General features: G+C 37.9%; 22 protein-coding genes. 18 read left to right on the top strand and 4 right to left on the bottom strand.

The window, feature by feature from the left end; translation table 11 throughout:
• The first annotated feature begins 90 nt into the window (after positions 1-90).
• A complete protein-coding gene (locus tag Q1B07_RS18035) occupies positions 91-495 on the top strand; it encodes a DUF5365 family protein (RefSeq protein WP_299092793.1) in 405 nt (134 codons plus the stop codon).
• A gap of 58 nt (positions 496-553) precedes the next feature.
• On the opposite strand, the gene Q1B07_RS18030 is transcribed toward Q1B07_RS18035, so the two are convergent.
• Together Q1B07_RS18030 and Q1B07_RS18025 are read right to left on the bottom strand one after the other, a co-directional pair.
• On the bottom strand, positions 554-1024 hold the full coding sequence (locus Q1B07_RS18030; protein WP_299092766.1) for a thioredoxin family protein: 471 nt from the start codon (positions 1022-1024) through the stop codon (positions 554-556).
• A 1-nt stretch (position 1025) separates the two neighbouring features.
• Positions 1026-1457 carry a disulfide oxidoreductase gene (locus Q1B07_RS18025; RefSeq protein ID WP_299092765.1) on the bottom strand — a complete coding sequence of 144 codons (432 nt, stop codon included), beginning with the start codon at positions 1455-1457 and terminating at the stop codon, positions 1026-1028.
• A gap of 191 nt (positions 1458-1648) precedes the next feature.
• Between Q1B07_RS18025 and Q1B07_RS18020 the strand changes: the two genes are divergently transcribed.
• From Q1B07_RS18020 to Q1B07_RS17990, 7 genes are all read left to right on the top strand, one after another.
• Positions 1649-2080, top strand: coding sequence for a CBS domain-containing protein (locus Q1B07_RS18020; RefSeq protein WP_299092764.1), 432 nt, complete (start codon positions 1649-1651; stop codon positions 2078-2080).
• 221 nt (positions 2081-2301) lie between these two features.
• The gene (locus tag Q1B07_RS18015; RefSeq protein WP_299092762.1) at positions 2302-2961 is read left to right on the top strand and encodes an HAD family hydrolase; all 660 of its coding nucleotides are present in this window, start codon (positions 2302-2304) and stop codon (positions 2959-2961) included.
• Positions 2962-3003: 42 nt separating this feature from the next.
• Positions 3004-4548, top strand: a complete 1545-nt coding sequence (locus Q1B07_RS18010; RefSeq protein WP_299092760.1) for a bifunctional GNAT family N-acetyltransferase/carbon-nitrogen hydrolase family protein — start codon at positions 3004-3006, stop codon at positions 4546-4548.
• A 303-nt stretch (positions 4549-4851) separates the two neighbouring features.
• Entirely contained in the window at positions 4852-6597 is a 1746-nt protein-coding gene (locus tag Q1B07_RS18005) for a phospho-sugar mutase (protein ID WP_299092758.1), read from the top strand.
• Positions 6598-6759: 162 nt separating this feature from the next.
• Positions 6760-7875, top strand: a complete 1116-nt coding sequence (locus Q1B07_RS18000) for a GAF domain-containing sensor histidine kinase (protein ID WP_299092757.1) — start codon at positions 6760-6762, stop codon at positions 7873-7875.
• Between the two features lie 13 nt (positions 7876-7888).
• Positions 7889-8542 (top strand): response regulator transcription factor, encoded by a 654-nt coding sequence (locus tag Q1B07_RS17995; RefSeq protein ID WP_299092756.1) that lies wholly within the window; start codon positions 7889-7891, stop codon positions 8540-8542.
• An 11-nt stretch (positions 8543-8553) separates the two neighbouring features.
• A complete protein-coding gene (locus Q1B07_RS17990; RefSeq protein ID WP_299092753.1) occupies positions 8554-9081 on the top strand; it encodes an NADPH-dependent FMN reductase in 528 nt (175 codons plus the stop codon).
• Positions 9082-9273: 192 nt separating this feature from the next.
• On the opposite strand, the gene Q1B07_RS17985 is transcribed toward Q1B07_RS17990, so the two are convergent.
• Positions 9274-9513, bottom strand: coding sequence for a YhdB family protein (locus Q1B07_RS17985; RefSeq protein WP_299092751.1), 240 nt, complete (start codon positions 9511-9513; stop codon positions 9274-9276).
• 187 nt (positions 9514-9700) lie between these two features.
• Here Q1B07_RS17985 and Q1B07_RS17980 point away from each other — a divergent pair, with 187 nt between their 5' ends.
• Together Q1B07_RS17980 and Q1B07_RS17975 are read left to right on the top strand one after the other, a co-directional pair.
• The gene (locus Q1B07_RS17980) at positions 9701-10648 is read left to right on the top strand and encodes a M14 family zinc carboxypeptidase (protein WP_299092749.1); all 948 of its coding nucleotides are present in this window, start codon (positions 9701-9703) and stop codon (positions 10646-10648) included.
• 67 nt (positions 10649-10715) lie between these two features.
• Positions 10716-11057, top strand: a complete 342-nt coding sequence (locus Q1B07_RS17975; protein WP_299092747.1) for a DUF3889 domain-containing protein — start codon at positions 10716-10718, stop codon at positions 11055-11057.
• A gap of 10 nt (positions 11058-11067) precedes the next feature.
• Here Q1B07_RS17975 and Q1B07_RS17970 read toward each other — a convergent pair whose 3' ends face one another.
• The gene (locus Q1B07_RS17970) at positions 11068-11520 is read right to left on the bottom strand and encodes an Rrf2 family transcriptional regulator (RefSeq protein WP_299092745.1); all 453 of its coding nucleotides are present in this window, start codon (positions 11518-11520) and stop codon (positions 11068-11070) included.
• 476 nt (positions 11521-11996) lie between these two features.
• On the opposite strand from Q1B07_RS17970, the gene Q1B07_RS17965 reads away from it, so the two are divergent.
• The 8 genes from Q1B07_RS17965 (at position 11997) to Q1B07_RS17930 (ending at position 18656) form a co-directional block, all read left to right on the top strand.
• Positions 11997-12719, top strand: a complete 723-nt coding sequence (locus Q1B07_RS17965; RefSeq protein WP_299092743.1) for a GntR family transcriptional regulator — start codon at positions 11997-11999, stop codon at positions 12717-12719.
• Positions 12720-12798: 79 nt separating this feature from the next.
• Positions 12799-13833 (top strand): PhnD/SsuA/transferrin family substrate-binding protein, encoded by a 1035-nt coding sequence (locus Q1B07_RS17960; RefSeq protein WP_299092741.1) that lies wholly within the window; start codon positions 12799-12801, stop codon positions 13831-13833.
• Between the two features lie 27 nt (positions 13834-13860).
• Positions 13861-14649: a phosphonate ABC transporter ATP-binding protein gene (phnC, locus tag Q1B07_RS17955; protein ID WP_299092739.1), complete on the top strand. Its 789-nt coding sequence runs from the start codon at positions 13861-13863 to the stop codon at positions 14647-14649.
• Positions 14642-15424, top strand: coding sequence for an ABC transporter permease subunit (locus tag Q1B07_RS17950; RefSeq protein ID WP_299092737.1), 783 nt, complete (start codon positions 14642-14644; stop codon positions 15422-15424). Before phnC ends, Q1B07_RS17950 begins: the two co-directional genes overlap by 8 nt.
• 56 nt (positions 15425-15480) lie before the next feature.
• Entirely contained in the window at positions 15481-16278 is a 798-nt protein-coding gene (locus Q1B07_RS17945) for an ABC transporter permease (RefSeq protein WP_299092792.1), read from the top strand.
• A 202-nt stretch (positions 16279-16480) separates the two neighbouring features.
• Complete coding sequence (gene phnG / locus Q1B07_RS17940; protein WP_299092735.1) at positions 16481-16918, top strand: phosphonate C-P lyase system protein PhnG; 438 nt, start codon at positions 16481-16483, stop codon at positions 16916-16918.
• The gene (gene phnH / locus Q1B07_RS17935) at positions 16905-17534 is read left to right on the top strand and encodes a phosphonate C-P lyase system protein PhnH (protein ID WP_299092733.1); all 630 of its coding nucleotides are present in this window, start codon (positions 16905-16907) and stop codon (positions 17532-17534) included. Before phnG ends, phnH begins: the two co-directional genes overlap by 14 nt.
• Complete coding sequence (locus Q1B07_RS17930) at positions 17535-18656, top strand: carbon-phosphorus lyase complex subunit PhnI (RefSeq protein ID WP_299092731.1); 1122 nt, start codon at positions 17535-17537, stop codon at positions 18654-18656.
• The last annotated feature ends 33 nt before the right edge of the window (positions 18657-18689 follow it).

Below are 18689 nucleotides of genomic sequence, written 5' to 3'. Positions count from 1 at the left end.
TACCTCTAAAATGACCGAATATACTATGGTATGCTTACAGTAGTTCAAGATAAAGAAGAATTGATAGGAAGAATAAAAAGGGTGATTGAAATGAAGGTTGTTGTTGCGTCAACTGAGGAACAAGAGCGTCATATAGATGAACTTGTTGAACAATTATATACGGAGATTTTTCCGAGATTTTTTCCAGACAAAGAAATTAAATTGCTAAAAGGACAAAAGGTATTACAGCCGCAAGAATCTGATCAAATGTATAATGGGACTTTAAAGGATGCCTTTCATATTATTTCAAGCCTTCAAGCGGTCATTGCGGTGCTTGATCATATTGACGATTGCAAGCATGAAAAAGAATATCAAGAAATGTTTGAACGAAACAGTCATAATTTAAATGAATATGGCTATTTTTTTCCGCTGTCTTTTTCTCAATTCAAAGAAGCTGAAAGTCAGGATGGGGAGTTTAGTCAGTTTATAAAACCGGCAAATAACTTAATCATTTAACAAAAAAGGAGGATGTTTCAAAAGGGTCTGACCCTTAGAACATCCTCTTTTTACATGTTTATTTAGCTTCCCATTCAGTCAGCAAATTACGGAAATATTCCTCCGTATTTGAACCTACACTGCGGGCAACCTCTTTTCCATCCTTGTAATGAACAAGCGTTGGTGTTGACTCAATACCATATTGGGTCCAGCCGTCCTCAAATTCTAACAAATTAAATTGGTCGATCTCAACACCAACCTCGTCTGCAACAGGCATAAGAACAGGGGTTGTTGCCTGACAATGTGTACATTCTGGACTGAAGAAGTAAACAATGATTTCCTCTTTATTTTCCAGTTTTGCTTCCAGCTCGTCTGGAAGGATAATGTTTTGATAATTCGGGTCATCTAATTGATCAATAGTTGCTGGCTTAAGATTATCTTTTCCATATACATTTCCTTCTGCTTGTTGTTTATTTTGATAGGTATTGATGAATGCCAGTGCCCCAAATAAAATGACTATGATTGCACCAAATATAAGTATTTTCTTCAAGTTAACGACCTGCCTTTTTTAAAATTAGTAAGCTTGTGGAGAAAATAATGATAAATCCGACAAGTGCCAAAAACGGGATCGTAATAAATCCCAGCCAATTGATGTATTCACCTGTACAAGGGACAATCCCGCAAGAAATCGATTTTTCCCCCAAAAAGTCGATCTTCTGAATGCTGTAATGGTAAATGGAAATACAGCCGCCAATGGCTGACAGAATAAGTGAATAAAGCGCAATTGAAGCATCCTTCTTAAATACGCCAACACCTAATATAATGACTAAAGGATACATAAATATTCGCTGATACCAGCAAAGATCACATGGTGTATATTGTAATATTTCTGAGAAATAGAGACTGCCTAATGTAGCAATAAATGAAGCAATCCAACCGATGGATAATAAATTTTCAATCTGCTTTTCCTTAGTACTCGACATGACATCTCCTCACAGTGATAATGTTTTCTTAAATTATAGTCGTAATCTGTATGATCTGTAAAATGGATAGATTGTGAACAGAAGTGAAACGGTCTATACAAGAAAACGAATTATCCGTTACTATTCCCGAGAAAATTTTCTATAAATAAAGTACAGCAATCTGTTCAAACTATGTACGAAAGGAGATGATGATGTTGAATAATACAATTCAGGAATGTATGACAACAAATGTTGACACGATTTCTTCTAATCAAACGATTAAAGAAGCAGCAGAATTAATGAGTAGAGATAATGTTGGCTCAATCCCGGTGGTTGATAATGGTCAGCTTAAAGGAATTGTAACTGACCGTGACATCACGGTTCGTTCAACTGCACAAGGACTTGATGGTAATACACCTGTTTCACAGGTTATGTCCACTAACCTTGTATCAGGACACAAATCAATGTCTGCTGCTGAAGCAGCAAAGATTATGGCACAGCATCAGATCCGTCGCTTGCCAATTGTCGAAAACAATCAACTAGTTGGTATCGTTGCATTAGGTGACCTTGCAACGAACCAATTGTCAGACCAAGCTGCTGGTGCAGCCTTAACAAACATTTCTGAACCAAACAAAACAACTTAAGCAGAAATCTCCTTGAGGGCTGACGATGTCAGTCCTCTTTTTCATTTAAAGGACAAAATTCAATAAGAGAACCTAAGAAGAGTCCCATAAAAGGCTTATAAAGGACAAAAACCAGTAAGAGAACCATAGAAAAGTCTCATAGCAGGCTCCCTGAATTAGGCCTACACCTCAAAAATGAAAAGTAATGTTAATTTCTGTATAATGAGGTAGAGGTGATCGATATGATAAAAGCGATAATTTTTGATTTTGATGGATTGATTTTAGATACGGAAACACATGAATATGAAGTTTTATGTGAAATTTTTGCTGAGCATAACTGTGAATTGCCTTTAAGTCTTTGGGGGGAATTGATCGGTACGAAGTCTGATTTTAATCCTTACACATATCTTGAAGAGCAGGCGAAAAAAACACTTGATCACAATGAATTGTCACAACGCCAAAAGGAACTATTTATGAAAAGGATCGTCGAAGAAAAGGAAAGGCCTGGTGTCGTGGACTATTTAGATGCTGCAAAAACTCTAGGTCTCAAGGTTGGCCTGGCATCGAGCTCTAATTACGAGTGGGTGTCATCACACTTAAAAAGGCTAAATCTATTAGAGCGGTTTGAATGTATCCGTACATCAGACCATGTCCAAAACGTAAAGCCTGATCCAGCACTATATCTGGAAGCTGCCAAATGCCTCGGAGTAATGCCTGAAGAGTGTATTGCTTTTGAAGACTCGGCAAATGGCGCTTTAGCAGCAAAGCGAGCGGGGATGAAATGTGTTACAGTTCCAAACACTGTCACAAAGGATTTAACATTTTGCGAAATAGATCACAGCATAGAATCAATGGCACATATGGAATTGAAGGAATTAATCTCGTTTTTAGATAAGCAATAAAGGGTAAAATATACTGAAATTAGATCAGGAGGAGTATCCATTATGTCGGAAAAGCTAGATTTATCTAAATTTGAGAAGAAAATGGTTATACGCAATATTGAAGAAAGTGACATTGATGAAATTTTAAAGCTGCAAACGAAATGTTTTCCAGGAATGACACCGTGGAAGCGAGAGCATTTAGAAAGCCATCTTGAACATTTTCAAGAGGGTCAGTTTTGTGCGGAACTAGATGGGAAAATCATTGGTTCCTGTTCCAGCTTGTTAATTAACTTTGATGAATACGATGACCGCCATACATGGGATGATATTACAGATAACGGCTATATTACAAACCATAATCCTGATGGCTATAATATGTACGGAATTGAAGTGATGGTCCATCCAAACTACCGCAGGATGAAAATCGGTCACCGTTTATATGAAGCGAGAAAGGATCTTGCAAGAAGGCTGAATTTAAAAAGTATTATTATTGGGGGAAGAATTCCTAATTATTATAAATATGCAGACGAATTAACACCAAGACAATATGTCCAGCAAGTAACCTTACATAAAATTTATGATCCAGTTCTTTCTTTCCAATTATTAAACGGGTTTACGTTAATGCGAATTAATCCTAATTATTTGCCGGATGATTTAGCCTCTTATAAATACGCAACACTTATGGAATGGAATAATGTTGATTATCATGCAAATACAAAACGATTTTATAAAACATCCCATCCCGTTCGGATCTGTGTTGTACAATATATGATGAAGCAAATTAATTCTTTTGAGGAATTTGCGAAGCAAGTAGAGTATTACACAGATGTCGCTTCAGATGCCGGTTCCGATTTTGCTGTTTTTCCAGAAATCTTTACAACACAGCTCATGTCCTTCCTTGATGAAAAAGTACCAAGTAAGGCGATACAAAGGCTGACTGAGTATACGGAAGAATATATCGAGCTATTCACCGAGTTAGCAGTACGATACAACGTCAACATCATTGGCGGATCACATGTTGTAGAGGAAGAAGGGCGAATCTACAATATTGCCTATTTATTTAGAAGAGACGGGACAATTGAAAAGCAATATAAACTTCATATTACGCCAAACGAACGTAAATGGTGGGGGATTAGCAGAGGCGATCAAGTAAAAGTGTTCAATACTGACTGTGGGAAAATTGCCATCCAAATTTGCTATGACATTGAATTTCCTGAGCTTGCAAGGATTGCAACAGATAAGGGAGCGAAGATTATTTTCACTCCGTTCTGTACGGAAGACCGCCAAGGCTACTTACGAGTCCGGTATTGTGCGCAGGCTCGTGCTGTTGAAAATCAAATTTATACAGTGATCGCTGGAACTGTCGGCAACCTGCCGCAAACCGAAAATATGGATATTCAATATGCACAATCTGCTGTTTTCGCACCTTCAGATTTTGAATTTGCCCGCGATGGCATTGTTGTTGAATGCAATCCGAATATTGAAATGGTTGCCATCGGAGATGTAGACTTGGAGATCTTAAGACGCCAGCGCCAATCCGGTACAGTTAATCAATTAAAGGACCGCAGACATGATATCTATTCCATTCATTATAAAAAGAACAAGTAAGCGAAAGGGTCTGTCCTCAATCATCTCGGGGACAGACCCTTTTTATACTTTGCCCATATAATGACGGCTTTTGTCGATTTTTTTTATTATACTAGAAAAATAAAAAATAAGTTGAATGTTGTTTATCAATCTTTGCCTTACTTCCCAACATTGTTTTAAAATAACTTCCCCCCTAAACTTCCTAAACAACACCACCAATTCTGTTGGAATTTGTAGAAATTCAAGTATGTGGAAAGTCCAAGAATATGCTAAAATAGGAATGTTATTTCGGGGAGAATACTATGAAGAATCCAGGAGGTAAAGATGAGCTGGGAACAAAGCTATCAACGTTGGAAAAATAAGCAGGATTTAGATCAAGAATTACAAACGTTATTAAGTACGATCGAAGGAAATGCCAAAGTATTAGAAGATTGCTTTTACAAGGACTTAGAATTTGGAACAGGCGGTATGCGCGGTGAGATTGGACCTGGTACAAACCGAATGAATATCTATACTGTTCGAAAAGCATCTGAAGGATTGGCAACTTACATAGATTCATTTGGTGAAGAAGCGAAAAAGCGCGGTGTAGCGATTGCATATGATTCTCGCCACAAATCACCGGAATTTGCAATGGAAGCGGCTAAGACATTAGCTTCACACGGCATTCAAACATATGTATTTGAGGAATTACGCCCTACTCCAGAGCTTTCATTTGCTGTTCGTTATTTAAATGCATTTTCAGGAATTGTCGTAACAGCAAGTCATAATCCGCCTGAGTATAATGGCTATAAGGTTTATGGTGAGGATGGAGGCCAATTGCCCCCAGCAGCAGCTGATACGGTGATTTCTTATGTCAATAAAGTAGAGGACGAATTGCTTGTTGAGGTGAAAGAAGAGGCAGAATTAAAAGCACAGGGTCTAATCAAAATGATCGGCGAAGAAATTGACCAAGCCTATACAGAAAAATTAAAAACGATTTCTGTTAACCCTTCTTTATCAACTGAAGTGGATGTAAAAATCGTCTTTACGCCATTACATGGAACAGCAAATAAGCCTGTACGCCGCGGGTTAGAAGCGTTGGGCTATAAAAATGTGACAGTTGTAAAGGAACAGGAGCTTCCAGATCCTAATTTCTCTACAGTTAAATCTCCTAATCCAGAAGAGCATGAAGCTTTCACACTTGCGATTCGTGATGGTGAAGCAATTGATGCAGATATTCTGATCGGAACAGATCCTGATGCTGACCGCCTTGGAGTTGCCGTAAAAAATAATGAGGGACAGTATGTTGTATTAACAGGAAACCAAACGGGTGCATTGCTGCTTCATTATTTGCTTTCTGAGAAAAAGGCAAATGGAACTCTTCCAAGCAATGGGGTTGTGTTAAAAACGATTGTGACATCTGAAATTGGCCGTGAGATCGCAAAATCGTATAACTTAGATACAATTGATACATTAACAGGATTTAAATTTATTGGTGAGAAAATCAATGAATACGAAAGAACTGGACAGTATGAATTCCAGTTTGGCTATGAGGAAAGCTATGGCTATTTAATCGGAGATTTCGCACGTGATAAAGATGCGGTACAAGCAGCACTGTTAGCTGTTGAAGTATGTGCTTTCTATAAAAAGCAAGGATTAACCTTATATCAAGGGTTGCTGGAAATTTTCAAACAATACGGCTATTACAAGGAAGGACTGCAGTCATTAACATTAAAAGGAAAAGAAGGAGCTGAACAAATTCAAAGCATTCTTCATTCCTTTAGAACAAATCCTCCTTTAAAAGTAGCTGGTAAAAAAGTGACAACAATTGAAGATTATAAAACAAGCGAGCGTCAAAATGTTTTAGCTGGCACTACTGAAAAGATCGATCTGCCAGGTTCTAACGTGTTAAAATACACACTTGAAGACAACTCTTGGTTCTGTGTAAGACCATCAGGAACAGAGCCGAAAGCAAAGTTCTACTTTGGTGTTAAGAGTGATTCCCTCGAACAAAGTGAACAGCAGCTTGCAGCATTAGAAGCCGAGGTTATGGAAAAAGTAAATGATTTGATTGCAGAATTGAGCAAATAAAAAGCAGAAAGCGGACAAGCCTATTTGTCCGCTTTTTCTTTTTATTTGCTTTTAACCCTACTCCAAAAGTCTTAGGGGAAATTCATACGGATTGAGAAGGTCGCAATTGATAAGAAATTGTTATAATAAAGTTAGAAAACATTGGGGCTGGGAGAGGCTTGCATGAGTGATAATCGGATCCATGAATTAAATACGTTAAAAACAATTGCTGAAAAGCTGAACGAAGCAACAGATGTAAGGGATATGTTAAGTGATGTTTTAAAGGAATTGCTTCATCTGATCGAGCTTGATGCAGGGTGGATTTTCTTAATTAACAAGCAGGGAGAATATGAATTAGCAGCAGACTATTCTTTACCGGAAGGCTTAACTTGGAACCGGAAACAGCCTTTGTGTACGGGCGGCTGCTGGTGTATTGATCGTTATAAGGATGGGCGTTTGAAAACAGCTGCCAATATTATTTCATGCAAACGAATTGAAGATGTGATTGAACACAAATGGGGAGAGACGAGGGGAATTACACATCATGCTACCGTTCCGTTGAGGGCGGGCAAAGAAAAGTTTGGCTTGTTAAATGTTGCTGCACCAAAGAAAACACATTTTTCCGATGGAGAACTCGCATTATTAGAGGCTGTTGCCTTCCAAATTGGTACGGCCATAAAACGTAATCAGCTGGTAGAAAAGGAAAGAAGACATGCCTTAATCGAAGAACGAAACAGGCTTGCTCAAGACCTGCATGACTCTGTCAATCAGCTGTTGTTTTCCATTATGTTGACAGCAAGAGGCACGAAGGAAATGACCAATCAGCCGGATATACAAGAAATGCTTACTTATTTACAGGAGCTATCACAGGAAGCATTAACGGAAATGAAGGCGCTCATTTGGCAGCTGCGGCCGCAAGGATTGGAAAATGGAATTGCTGCAGCCCTATTAAATTATGCAAATGTATTAAGATTAAGAATCGAGTCGGACATTTCTGGTGTTAGTACGTTGCCATGCCATATCGAAGAGGAGCTTTGGCGAATTGGGCAGGAGGCATTAAATAATTGTAAAAAACATGCTGGAACCAATCAGGTTTATCTATCCATTACACGTTCAAAGCAAACAGTGGAAATGATTGTCAGAGATAAAGGGAACGGGTTTAATTATGATGAAACAACGTCTATTCCAACTTTGGGTCTTAAAGGTATGAGGGATCGGGTCATGAAATTAGGTGGATGCTTTAACCTGACAAGTGCACCTGGTCAAGGTACGATGATTAAAATCATCATTCCATTGTGAAAGGGGGTTGACTATGTCAAAAATAAAAATATTAATAGCGGATGATCATCATGTCGTTCGCAGGGGCTTATTATTTTTTCTTAAAACACAAAAAGACATTGAGGTAATTGGTGAAGCAAAAAATGGGAAAGAAGCGGTTGAGTTAGTTGCTAAGCTAAAACCGGATGTTGTTTTAATGGATTTGTCGATGCCTGAAATGGACGGTGTGATGGCAACGAAAGCCATTCGAGAGCTTAACGATTCAGTAAAGATTATCATTTTAACTAGTTATGCCGATCAGGATCATGTCATTCCAGCCATCCGTGCAGGGGCTTCTGGCTATCAGTTGAAAGATATAGAACCTGATGATTTGGTACAAACGATTCGGGATGTGTTAAGAGGGGAGAGTAAACTCCACCCTAAGGTAACATCACATGTTATGACACATTTATCAATGGGGGCAAGTCAAAAATCCTCAAAAATAGGTGAGTTAACGAATCGGGAAAAAGAAGTTTTGAACGAGATTGCAAGAGGGAAAAGCAATAAGGAAATTGCTTCGTCCTTATTTATAACTGAAAAAACGGTGAAAACACATGTATCAAATATCCTTTCTAAGCTGCAGCTGGCAGATCGTACCCAAGCTGCATTATATGCTGTAAAAAATGGGTATTTAGAAAATGAAAGTTAGGAGTTAATGATATGAAATTTTTAGTCGTAAATGGAAGTCCTAGAAAAACCGGAAGAACAAGAATAGCGGCATCGTTTATAGCGGCAACCTATAATGCTGAATACTTCGATTTAAGTGAACGGGAATTACCATTATTTAATGGAGAAGAGGAGCAAAAACAGCTGCAAGTAGTGAATGAATTAAAGCAAGCAGTTGTAAGTGCAGATGCGATTATTTTATTATCTCCTGAATACCATAGCGGTATGAGCGGCGCGTTAAAAAATGCATTAGATTTTCTTAGCAGCGAACAGTTTGCTCATAAGCCTGTAGGGCTAATTGCAGTTGCCGGCGGCGGAAAAGGCGGGATAAATGCCTTAAATAATATGCGAACAGTGATGCGCGGTGTTTATGCAAATGTGATACCGAAGCAACTTGTTTTAGATCCAATTTGCTTTGATTATGAAAACAGGGAAATTAAAACTGAACCTGCACTGCTTGTTAAGCAATTAATTGATGAATTAACAGTATACACAAACGCAAGTCGTGTGTTAAATCAATAAAGAAAACTCGCCGACTGGCGAGCCTGAAAGGCGAAGCGTGATGAGAAGTTGCACTTATACTTTATACTTTAAATTGGCCACTACGTCGAAATTCCTTCTTCGCTGCCAATTTATCCTTTCTTAAAGTGTAAAAAAGAGGCTGAATTACAAAGTATGGGAAATACTTTGTAGTGAAGCCTCTTTTTTGTGCTATCACATCTGATATGCATATTCCAGTTCTGGAGTTTCAACAGCGTGATCAATATATCTTAGTAATGCATATAACTGTTTTTCGACTTCTTTATAGTCATGTTCAAAGTTATAGGCATGTAAAAAATGTTCAATTTTCTTTGATAAAAAATCGTCCTTTGTACGGACCATTAGGATAAGAAGGTTATCCCATTGTGAACGATGTGTGTAATACAAGGCTTTATCATAATCAACATTGTTCATTTCATTTCCTCCCTCTTAAGGAGATATGATTATTGTGTGCGAAATAAGGCTTTTTTTACTGTGAAAAACTTGGTGTTGTTGTTAGATTAGCTGTGGTAGTGATTCCCTTTATAAAATGGGATGGTTAAGAAAAGATAAAAAAAAGGGTGTTATCTATAAAATGCGGAAAAGGTTGTTCATACTTTTTATGTTGGTTTTTTTAGGAATGAATCAAGACGTTATCGAGGCTGCTGAACCTTATACATATGAATCCATGAAGAATGAATTAACTGATTTAGCTGAAACATATCAATTGGAATTAAAAACGATTGGACATTCAGAATTTGGAAGAGAGCTTTTGGCTGTTAAAGTTGGTAAAGGTGAACGTTCTATTCTTATATCAGGAAGTCATCATGGACGTGAGTGGCTGACAACTCATATCATCATGAACATGATAAAGGAATATGCATCAGCTTATGATCAAAAGCAATTATTATATGGAAATTGTTTGAAGATTTTAGATCATATTTCGATTTGGTTTGTCCCGATGGTGAACCCTGATGGGGTAACGATACAGCAGGAAGGAATAAAGGGGTTCCCCTTTTTATTACAGGACGTATATATGGATATGAATAAAGGGAGAAAAGGCTTTTCAAGATGGAAAGCAAATGGACTCGGAGTGGATCTTAACCGCCAATATCCTGCGGGGTGGGAGAATATTGAGGGAAGTCAAGAATATGCCTCATATTCCCGTTATAAAGGGAAAAAACCTCTTGAAGCAAAGGAAGCAAAGGCACTGGTTAGCTTTACTGAACAAATTCAACCTCTTATAGCTGCATCTTACCATACCTCTGGACAGATGATTTATTGGTACTACTTTAATGAGCTTGAACATCTTTTCCGTGATTATCAAATAATTGAGCAGGTTGCACATGCAACGGGATATGAAATTGACTATCCTCCAGCGAATGCTGTTGGCGGAGGGTTTACCGATTGGTTTATTCAAAGATATAAAAGACCTGCTCTTACGATCGAAGTGAGCCCGCCATATTATGAAACAAGCCCGCCGTTATCTGTCTTGCCTGAAGAGTGGGAACGAAACAAGGAAGTGGGACTCATTTTAGCAAAGTATGCAGAGAGTGAATTTTTGAAATGAAAGTCGAATAGGATCAAACGATTTAGGACAAATTAATTTCATAGCAAAAGCAACTATGGAGGATGTTATGAAATCAATATCATTTTCAAAAGTTCTATTCGCAATTGTCGCATTAATGGTTATTTTAACAGCAGGAATGAAAGCGTATGGGGAACAAAATGTTGACTATGAGAAGTGGAGTAAAATTGCTTTATCAGCTGTAAAAGAAAAATATCCGGAATCACAGCTCATCGATTATAAATATGTAAACCGAGAGGAAGTTAATGAAGAGGAATCAAAGGATATTTTTCATGTGAAAGTAAAGGAAAAAGACAAGCAATTTATTGTCTATGTGAATGTTGTGTTTAATCCAAAGACAGGTAAGCTTATTACAGTAAATCTTGAAAAGAAAGAAGACGCTCCTTTGTAGAAGCGTCTTCTCAACTTTGTTTATCTTTATCAAGTGAAAAATAAGCCAATAAGGAATGCTGATTCTTAACCAAATCAGCTAAGGTATACTCATCAAGCACGGCTAGATAAGCTTGTAAGGCCTTATTGAGGACATGTTTTAATCCGCAGACAGGTGAGATCACACAATGATTATGATCTGCATCAAAGCATTCCACAATATGAAAATCTTCCTCGGTTTTACGGACGATCTCTCCGACATTAATTTGTTCTGGAGAGTGGGCCAGGCGGATGCCGCCATTGCGACCGCGAATGGTTTCAATTACATTCATTTTGCCGAGTTCATAGGTGACCTTCATTAAATGGTTCTTTGAAATGTTATAAGCCTCAGCAATTTCTTTTATATTCGATAGCTCACCCTCTGGTTTCATCGCTAAATATATTAAAACTCTAAGCGAGTAATCTGTGTAATTTGTTAATCTCATGCTTAATACCCTCACCATATTAGATTTATTTATCTACTCTATCGTATCTTACCACACATCCATTAAAAAACTTGAATCAAAGACGTTAATTTTGAATTATCAGGTGCATCTGGAAAAGATTATTTGAAAATTTCCGTGAAACGTGAGGGTGCTGAGGAAACGATAAGAAATATTTAACATATCTCTGAACATTACATCATTATTTCTGAATGACACATAAATATACATGGCCGTTTATAGGAGAATGGTTATAGGGAGAAATGCTTGTTTTGTAAAAAATACGTCAATTTTCCGTGTGAATTTGAAGCGGTTGTAAAAATGTAAAGGGGTTTTTTTCAAGAGTGATCATTTCTTAAAAATAAATTAACAAAAGGAAGGAAATTTCATGCAACTTTTACTCTAGCTTAACCTAAGAAACTTGTCGATAAGTTAGAGTGGAATTGTCGAAAGAAACGAATAAGGAGTCAAACAAGACGATGAGATTAAAAGAGGACATGCCGTGCCATTTGGAAATTTCAGAGTACCTCATTCAAAAAATCCAATCTGGTGTCTTTCGGGAAAATCAGAAGATTCCTTCTGAAAATGAGCTTTGTCAGCAATTTAATGTCAATCGCCATGTTATCAGACAGGCATTGGCAAGGCTGACAAATTTAGGCTGGATCACTCCATTTCAAGGAAAGGGCTGCTATGTAAATAGTGTTCAAAAGCCTATTCAGTATGTGTTGTCATCAAGGACTCGTTTTACAGATAATATGGAAAATTTGGGTCTTGTGTATCAGAGTAGATTATTAACTTGGGAAAAAGGATTGCCAAGTGATGTTGAACAGAAGAATCTCTTTCTATCAGAAAATCAAACAATCTACCGTTTAGAAATTCTTAGATTTATAGAAGGGCAGCCTATTTCTATTACCACTACGGTCATGCCTGAGGAAGAAGTCCCGCAACTGGAACAATATTTACAAAATTTCAAATCACTTTACCGGATTTTGTCAGATTATTATCAATTACGTCCTGTAAGATCCAAATCTATATTCCAAGCTTTATTGCCGATCCTAAAGGATGCAAAAGTTCTCGAAATCCCTGAAAGTGTGCCAATTATTCAAATGGAAAGCATTATGAATCATCCAAGCGGCAACCCGATTGAATACAGTGTTGCACGAATAAGAGGCGATATGCATAAATGCCTGGTGGAATTTTAAGTTGAATCAACATTGGAAGAATCGCTAACACTTCCAGGATGATTATAAAAAAACATTTACTTTTTAGGAGGAATGGAAAATGAAAAAGGCATTATTATTAGTGATGGCTCTAATGATGACAGTAATTTCTGCAGCTTGTTCAGCTGGTGGCGGGACACAAGCAAGCGGTTCAAGTGATGATGATACACTTACGATTGCTTGGTACCCTAATGAGTCAGGAGCAGATCTGAAAGATGCGCGTGATGAAATAGGAAAGGTCATTGAAGAAGCAACTGGAAAGATAGTGGAACATAAAACAACGACTGATTATATTATTGCCATTGAATCACTGGCTTCAGGTAATGCCGATTTAGCGTTCATGGGTGCACAAGGATATATTGAGGCAAATGCAAAAAATGATAAGGTTCAGCCTTTAGTTGTGCCAAGCGGTCCTTCAGGAACATTAGATGATGCTGTATATCACAGCTGGCTCGCAGTTAAAAAAGGAAATGAAGAAGCATATAAGAATGGTGACGAGTTTTCAATCGATAACATCGTAGATAAAAAGTTTTCTTTTGTATCAAATAGTTCCACTTCAGGGTTTAAAGTACCTTCAGATGGAATCGTCTCTCACTTTAGTGAAAAAGAAGAGTACAAGGATCTCACTCCAGAAGATCTTCTTGAAGGAGGAAAATTCTTTAGTGAAGTTCTTTACGGAGGGTCGCATCAGGGCTCTGCAGTTAACCTATTGACTGACAAAGCAGATGTCGCTGCTTTTTGTGATACATGTGTAAGCAATTATGTAGAATTGGCAGATGGTGAAGAGAATACACCAGGCGCAACTTATAAAGTAAAAGCTGATGCAGCTGAACCATTCAATACGGTTCCTGGTGAAGAGTTTAAATTGATCTCCGTTACACCAGTATTAAATGCACCGTTTGCGATTAATACAGATACGGTTAGTGAAGAAGATAGACAAGCTCTAATTGATGCCTTTACTTCTGATGAACTAGCGAATAATGACAAAATTTTTGTCCCGGAAGATGCTACTGGATTGTTTAAGAAAACGGATAAAGAGCGTTTCTTAGAAGTTGAAGATGCTTGGTTCGATCCGATTAGAGAATTATCTAAGTAATTCGAAAAAATAAAAAAGGAGTTAACAATGAAAACGTTACTTGAAGTAAAAAATGTATCAAAACAATATGGTCAAGATGCATTTGCGTTATCAGATGTTAGCTTCTCTGTTAAAGAAGGAGAGTTTGTTTCCATTATTGGTCCGTCTGGAGCAGGGAAGTCGACTCTCCTTCGCTGCATTAATCGCATGATTGATGCTAACGGAGGGGATATCATTTTTGATGATGTCAATGTGATGGCTTTAAAAAAGCGGGAGCTTAGGAAATTAAGAACAAGGATTGGCATGATTTTTCAACATTATAATCTCGTAAACAGGCTGAGCGTTATTGAGAATGTCCTGCATGGAAGACTTGGATACAAATCAGTTATTGGCGGTGCACTCGGTCTCTATAGTGAAGCCGAAAAAATACAGGCTTTTTCTTTATTAAAAACGTTAGGGTTAGAAGATCAGGTTTATAAAAGATGTGATCAATTAAGCGGGGGACAAAAACAGCGTGTTGGAATTGCCCGGGCCCTCATACAAGATCCGAAAATGCTTTTATGTGATGAACCTATCGCATCATTAGACCCTAATTCATCAAAAGTCATTATGGATCACTTACGAAATATATCCACAACAATGGGTATCACCGTTCTTGTAAATTTACATCAAGTTGACGTTGCCCTTACGTATTCTGATCGAATCATCGGTGTATGTAAGGGGGAAGTGGTATATAATGGATCTCCAAAAGACATAACAAATGAAGCGATACACAAAATTTATGGATCTGAAGCAGGTGAATTAATGATGAATCTAGGAGGAAAAAACGTTGGATAAGTTCTTTTTAAAGAAAAGAGCACAGTCGGTTCTTGTCCTTTCCTTAATCATAATTGTTGCATATGGATCCATCCTTATCACTGAATTTGATGTCATAAAGGGTTTACATTCCATTCCTAATGCGATTATGTGGGGGTTCTCTAATTTTTATCCAACACAGGAATCACTTGAGAAGCTCCCAAGTATATTAGAAAAATTGCAGGAAACTGTATTAATCTCAATTGCAGCGGCATCTGTTGCATCTGTTTTTGCTATTGTATTTGCAATCTTCGGATCCAAGACAACAAAAATGAACGGTTTTTTAAGTACAATTAGTCGCGGGATTGCGACATTATTCCGTAATATTGATGTAGCGGCATGGGCAATGATCTTGCTCTTTTCCTTTGGACAAAGCTCATTAACTGGATATTTTGCCCTGTTTTTTGTATCGTTTGGATTTTTAACAAGAGCCTTTATGGAGACTATTGATGAAGTTGGTGTTCATTCTGTTGAGGCATTAACGGCAACAGGTGCCAGCTATACATCCATTATTATTCATTCTGTTATTCCTTCAAGCATTCCCCAGATCATCAGCTGGGTGTTATTTATGATCGAAACGAATATTCGCAGTGCCACTTTAGTCGGAATCCTGACTGGCACAGGTATCGGATTTTCCTTTGACTTGTTTTATAAAAGCTTGAATTATAATGCAGCAAGCTTAGTGGTGCTGACAATTGTTGCTGCCATTCTAACCATTGAATTCATTTCAAACTATGTAAGAAGGGTGATTTTATAGTGAGAGTTGCTGACATTAGCAAAGAAGAGCCTTCACACAATAATCCTTTTCAAAATATGAAAATTAAACCATTAAGTAAGGCAGTTTTGACAATAAGATTAACAATTGTGATTCTAGCTATCCTTACAATATATGGGTTTTTTACATTTGACTATAAGGATATCAATCTATTTGAAGGGGTAGTTTCTACACTTACTAATTTAAAAGTGATGTTTCTCGAACCTCATTTCGTACATTTTTCATTTACTGATGCCACCTATCAAGTATTGGTTACAATTGGTTTGGCGCTACTAACTACCTTAATAGGAGCACTCATTGCACTCTTTCTAGCGCTTTTTGCTGCGCAAAATTTATCGTCAGCAAAGGTATCCAATATAATCAAAGGAGTTGTTGCGTTTATAAGAGCTGTTCCAACGGTATTGTGGGTATTAATTTTTGCCGTTGCTGCAGGGTTAGGGAGTGTAGCAGCTGTTATTGGAATGACCTTTCATTCTGTTGGATATTTAATAAAAGCATATTCAGAATCGTTTGAAGAGTTGGATGAGGGGGTCATTGAGGCATTACGGGGAAGCGGTGCAAGCTGGTGGCAGATCGTTTTTCAAGCTGTTATTCCATCTTCTTTAACCTATCTCGTTTCGTGGACCTTTTTGCGATTTGAAATCAACTTTGGTGTTGCGGTCGCAATGGGAGCAGCTGCAGGTGCAGGCGGGATTGGCTTTGATATGTTTATGGCCAGCAGCTTCTATCTGGATTTACGTGAAGTAGGGACAATTACATTCTTCATCTTATTCTTTGCTATTGTGCTGGAAATGATTGCAACAAGAATTAAATCAAGATTACGAGTGAAAATATAACTTTATTATTCTTTTTAAGCACAGGAAACTCTTGTGCTTTTAATTTTGTCTATAAAGCTAAAAGAGAATTAGCGCAAGGATCGCATCTTTAATAAATCTTCATATGTTATTTACAATAGCTTAACCATTGTAACTTATCAATAAGTTACCTTTTATGTATCACAAAGATTGAAGAAACAATACGATGGGGAGGTTATCCAAAATGAAAAAATCGAGGTTGATGAAAATTCTCGTTGAAGGCAGACCAGAGTTTCTTGCTAAATGGACAGATGCCATTGAAAAAGCATCGATAGTCAGCGTTGATCGTGCTCCTTCAACTGGCCTTGTCATGCTTAAAACACGGGATTCTGTCTCAAAGCAACCATTCTATATGGGAGAGGTTCTCGTAACAGAATGTTCAGTTTCTCTTGATCAGCATTCTGGAATAGGGATAGTCATGGGCGATGATCCGGTAAGATCCTATCAGATCGCAGTAATCGATGCGGCGATGAATGCGAAGCTTCCAATCACAAATCAATTACTGATCGAATTGGAATTCGAAGAAGCATATATCCAGCAGAAAGTAAAAGAAGAAGCAGCACGAATTGCCAAAACAAAAGTTCAATTTGATACGATGGAGGATTACAATGCAAAAAGCTAATCTTGCTGCATTTGATATGGTACATGACACACAGCGTATTTTTCGTAAATTACTAGACTGTATGGCTAGACCGGGGAAAATTGAAAAGATCGCTGAAGAGATTACTACTAATCAGGAAATGGAAGGATTTTCCAAGTCGCTCCAAGGAATCGCTTATACGCTAATTGATCGGGAAGTGAGTTTCCATATTCTAGCGGAACATTCCGAAATAATCACACGGTCATTGGAATGGAAAACATATAGTAAAGGCAGCCCAATTAATGCTGCCGATTATCTTTTTATCAATCATCCAGAAGAAGTGGATAACATTTCGGAATGTATTCAACAGCTAAAGAACGGAACGCTATCAGATCCGCATGATAGTGCCACTGTCGTACTTTGTGTCGACGAAATAACGGTTAGCAAAGTACCTTCCTCTTTAAAACTTACAATGAGAGGGCCTGGTATTGAAACAAGTAACGTTGTCTACATTAAGGGACTTCCTTCCAAGTGGATCGAAGAACGAAACCTTGCGACAAGTGAATTCCCTTTAGGAATTGATTTTATTCTGACAACGAATTGTGGTGACATCATGGCACTACCTAGAACGACATTAGTAGAAAGTGAGGGATTGTAGATGGGTTATGTTGCAGTAACAGGGGGACAAAAGGCAATTGAAGAGGCTGATACTCTGACCAAATACTATAGTTTAAAAAATGCTGATCAAGTTCTGAAGGTAAAGGATATCGAATCACAGCTCCGGCTTTTGATTGACCGGGTTATGGGAGAAGGAGGGCTATATGCACCAGAATATGCTGCTTTAGCGTTGAAACAGGCTGAAGGTGATCCGGCAGAAGCAGCCTTTTTACTAAGAGCCTATCGGTCAACATTACCGAGAAATTATTACTCTCGAACAGTAGAACCTAGCAAGATGAGAGTCATACGAAAAATATCTTCCTCATTTAAAGATATACCCGGAGGTCAATTATTAGGACCAACCTATGATTATACGCATAGACTGTTAAATTTCGAATTGCACCAAGAAGAAACAGACGTGATAAAGCAATTTTTAGCTGATTTTGCATTAAATGAAAAGCTTGATGAACATGAGGCCGCAACTTTTGGAAAAGTGGCCGATTTGTTGGAAAAAGAAGGATTGATCGGTAACAAACAGTGTGAAGAGATTGAGCCCTTTGATGTAACAAGGGACAAGCTTATTTTTCCAGCGTCTCGTTCTGCACGCCTGCAAATTCTCTCAAGAGGTGAAACAGGGGCGATGACCTCTTTTGCCTATAGCAGTATGAGAGGATATGGTGTTGTTCACCCGACAATAGGTGAGTTAAGAGTCGGCTATACGGAAGTGTATATCCCTTATCCATATGGTGATGAAGAAGACTCCATTTACATTGGTGAGGTGATGGTAACCGAGGTAGAAACGATCAATTCTTTTGCTGAAACCGAAGAAGGAAATGTGGAATTTTTACTAGGATATGGCTTAACATTTGGACAAAACGAGGTGAAGGCCATTGCCATGGCGATTTTAGAAAGAAGCTTAGAAACAGAGGGAACGTCTCCTACACAGGATGAGGAATTTGTTCTTTTGCACATAGATAGTGTTGAAGCACATGGGTTTGTTTCACATTTAAAATTGCCGCATTATATTACATTCCAATCAAAGCTTGATCGGATTAGAGAAGCAAAAAATAAGAAGAAAAATGATACCTTGCAAGAACAGTCTGTGACGTTTAGTCCATTTTAAGATGATTTGTATGACCAAATGCAAAGGAGGAAA

The sequence above is a fragment of the uncultured Metabacillus sp. genome, from assembly GCF_947503125.1.
GTDB lineage: Bacteria > Bacillota > Bacilli > Bacillales > Bacillaceae > Metabacillus.
Note: the sequence above shows the minus strand (reverse complement) of the source record. Positions and strands in the feature narration are given on the sequence as shown.

Coding starts and splice junctions, on each gene's coding strand:
- Q1B07_RS18035 (WP_299092793.1), top strand. CDS start 91: ATGAAGGTTGTTGTTGCGTCAACTGAGGAACAAGAGCGTCATATAGAT.
- Q1B07_RS18025 (WP_299092765.1), bottom strand. CDS start 1,457: ATGTCGAGTACTAAGGAAAAGCAGATTGAAAATTTATTATCCATCGGT.
- Q1B07_RS18020 (WP_299092764.1), top strand. CDS start 1,649: ATGTTGAATAATACAATTCAGGAATGTATGACAACAAATGTTGACACG.
- Q1B07_RS18015 (WP_299092762.1), top strand. CDS start 2,302: ATGATAAAAGCGATAATTTTTGATTTTGATGGATTGATTTTAGATACG.
- Q1B07_RS18010 (WP_299092760.1), top strand. CDS start 3,004: ATGTCGGAAAAGCTAGATTTATCTAAATTTGAGAAGAAAATGGTTATA.
- Q1B07_RS18005 (WP_299092758.1), top strand. CDS start 4,852: ATGAGCTGGGAACAAAGCTATCAACGTTGGAAAAATAAGCAGGATTTA.
- Q1B07_RS18000 (WP_299092757.1), top strand. CDS start 6,760: ATGAGTGATAATCGGATCCATGAATTAAATACGTTAAAAACAATTGCT.
- Q1B07_RS17995 (WP_299092756.1), top strand. CDS start 7,889: ATGTCAAAAATAAAAATATTAATAGCGGATGATCATCATGTCGTTCGC.
- Q1B07_RS17990 (WP_299092753.1), top strand. CDS start 8,554: ATGAAATTTTTAGTCGTAAATGGAAGTCCTAGAAAAACCGGAAGAACA.
- Q1B07_RS17985 (WP_299092751.1), bottom strand. CDS start 9,513: ATGAACAATGTTGATTATGATAAAGCCTTGTATTACACACATCGTTCA.
- Q1B07_RS17980 (WP_299092749.1), top strand. CDS start 9,701: ATGTTGGTTTTTTTAGGAATGAATCAAGACGTTATCGAGGCTGCTGAA.
- Q1B07_RS17975 (WP_299092747.1), top strand. CDS start 10,716: ATGAAATCAATATCATTTTCAAAAGTTCTATTCGCAATTGTCGCATTA.
- Q1B07_RS17970 (WP_299092745.1), bottom strand. CDS start 11,520: ATGAGATTAACAAATTACACAGATTACTCGCTTAGAGTTTTAATATAT.
- Q1B07_RS17965 (WP_299092743.1), top strand. CDS start 11,997: ATGAGATTAAAAGAGGACATGCCGTGCCATTTGGAAATTTCAGAGTAC.
- Q1B07_RS17960 (WP_299092741.1), top strand. CDS start 12,799: ATGAAAAAGGCATTATTATTAGTGATGGCTCTAATGATGACAGTAATT.
- phnC (WP_299092739.1), top strand. CDS start 13,861: ATGAAAACGTTACTTGAAGTAAAAAATGTATCAAAACAATATGGTCAA.
- Q1B07_RS17945 (WP_299092792.1), top strand. CDS start 15,481: ATGAAAATTAAACCATTAAGTAAGGCAGTTTTGACAATAAGATTAACA.
- phnG (WP_299092735.1), top strand. CDS start 16,481: ATGAAAAAATCGAGGTTGATGAAAATTCTCGTTGAAGGCAGACCAGAG.
- phnH (WP_299092733.1), top strand. CDS start 16,905: ATGCAAAAAGCTAATCTTGCTGCATTTGATATGGTACATGACACACAG.
- Q1B07_RS17930 (WP_299092731.1), top strand. CDS start 17,535: ATGGGTTATGTTGCAGTAACAGGGGGACAAAAGGCAATTGAAGAGGCT.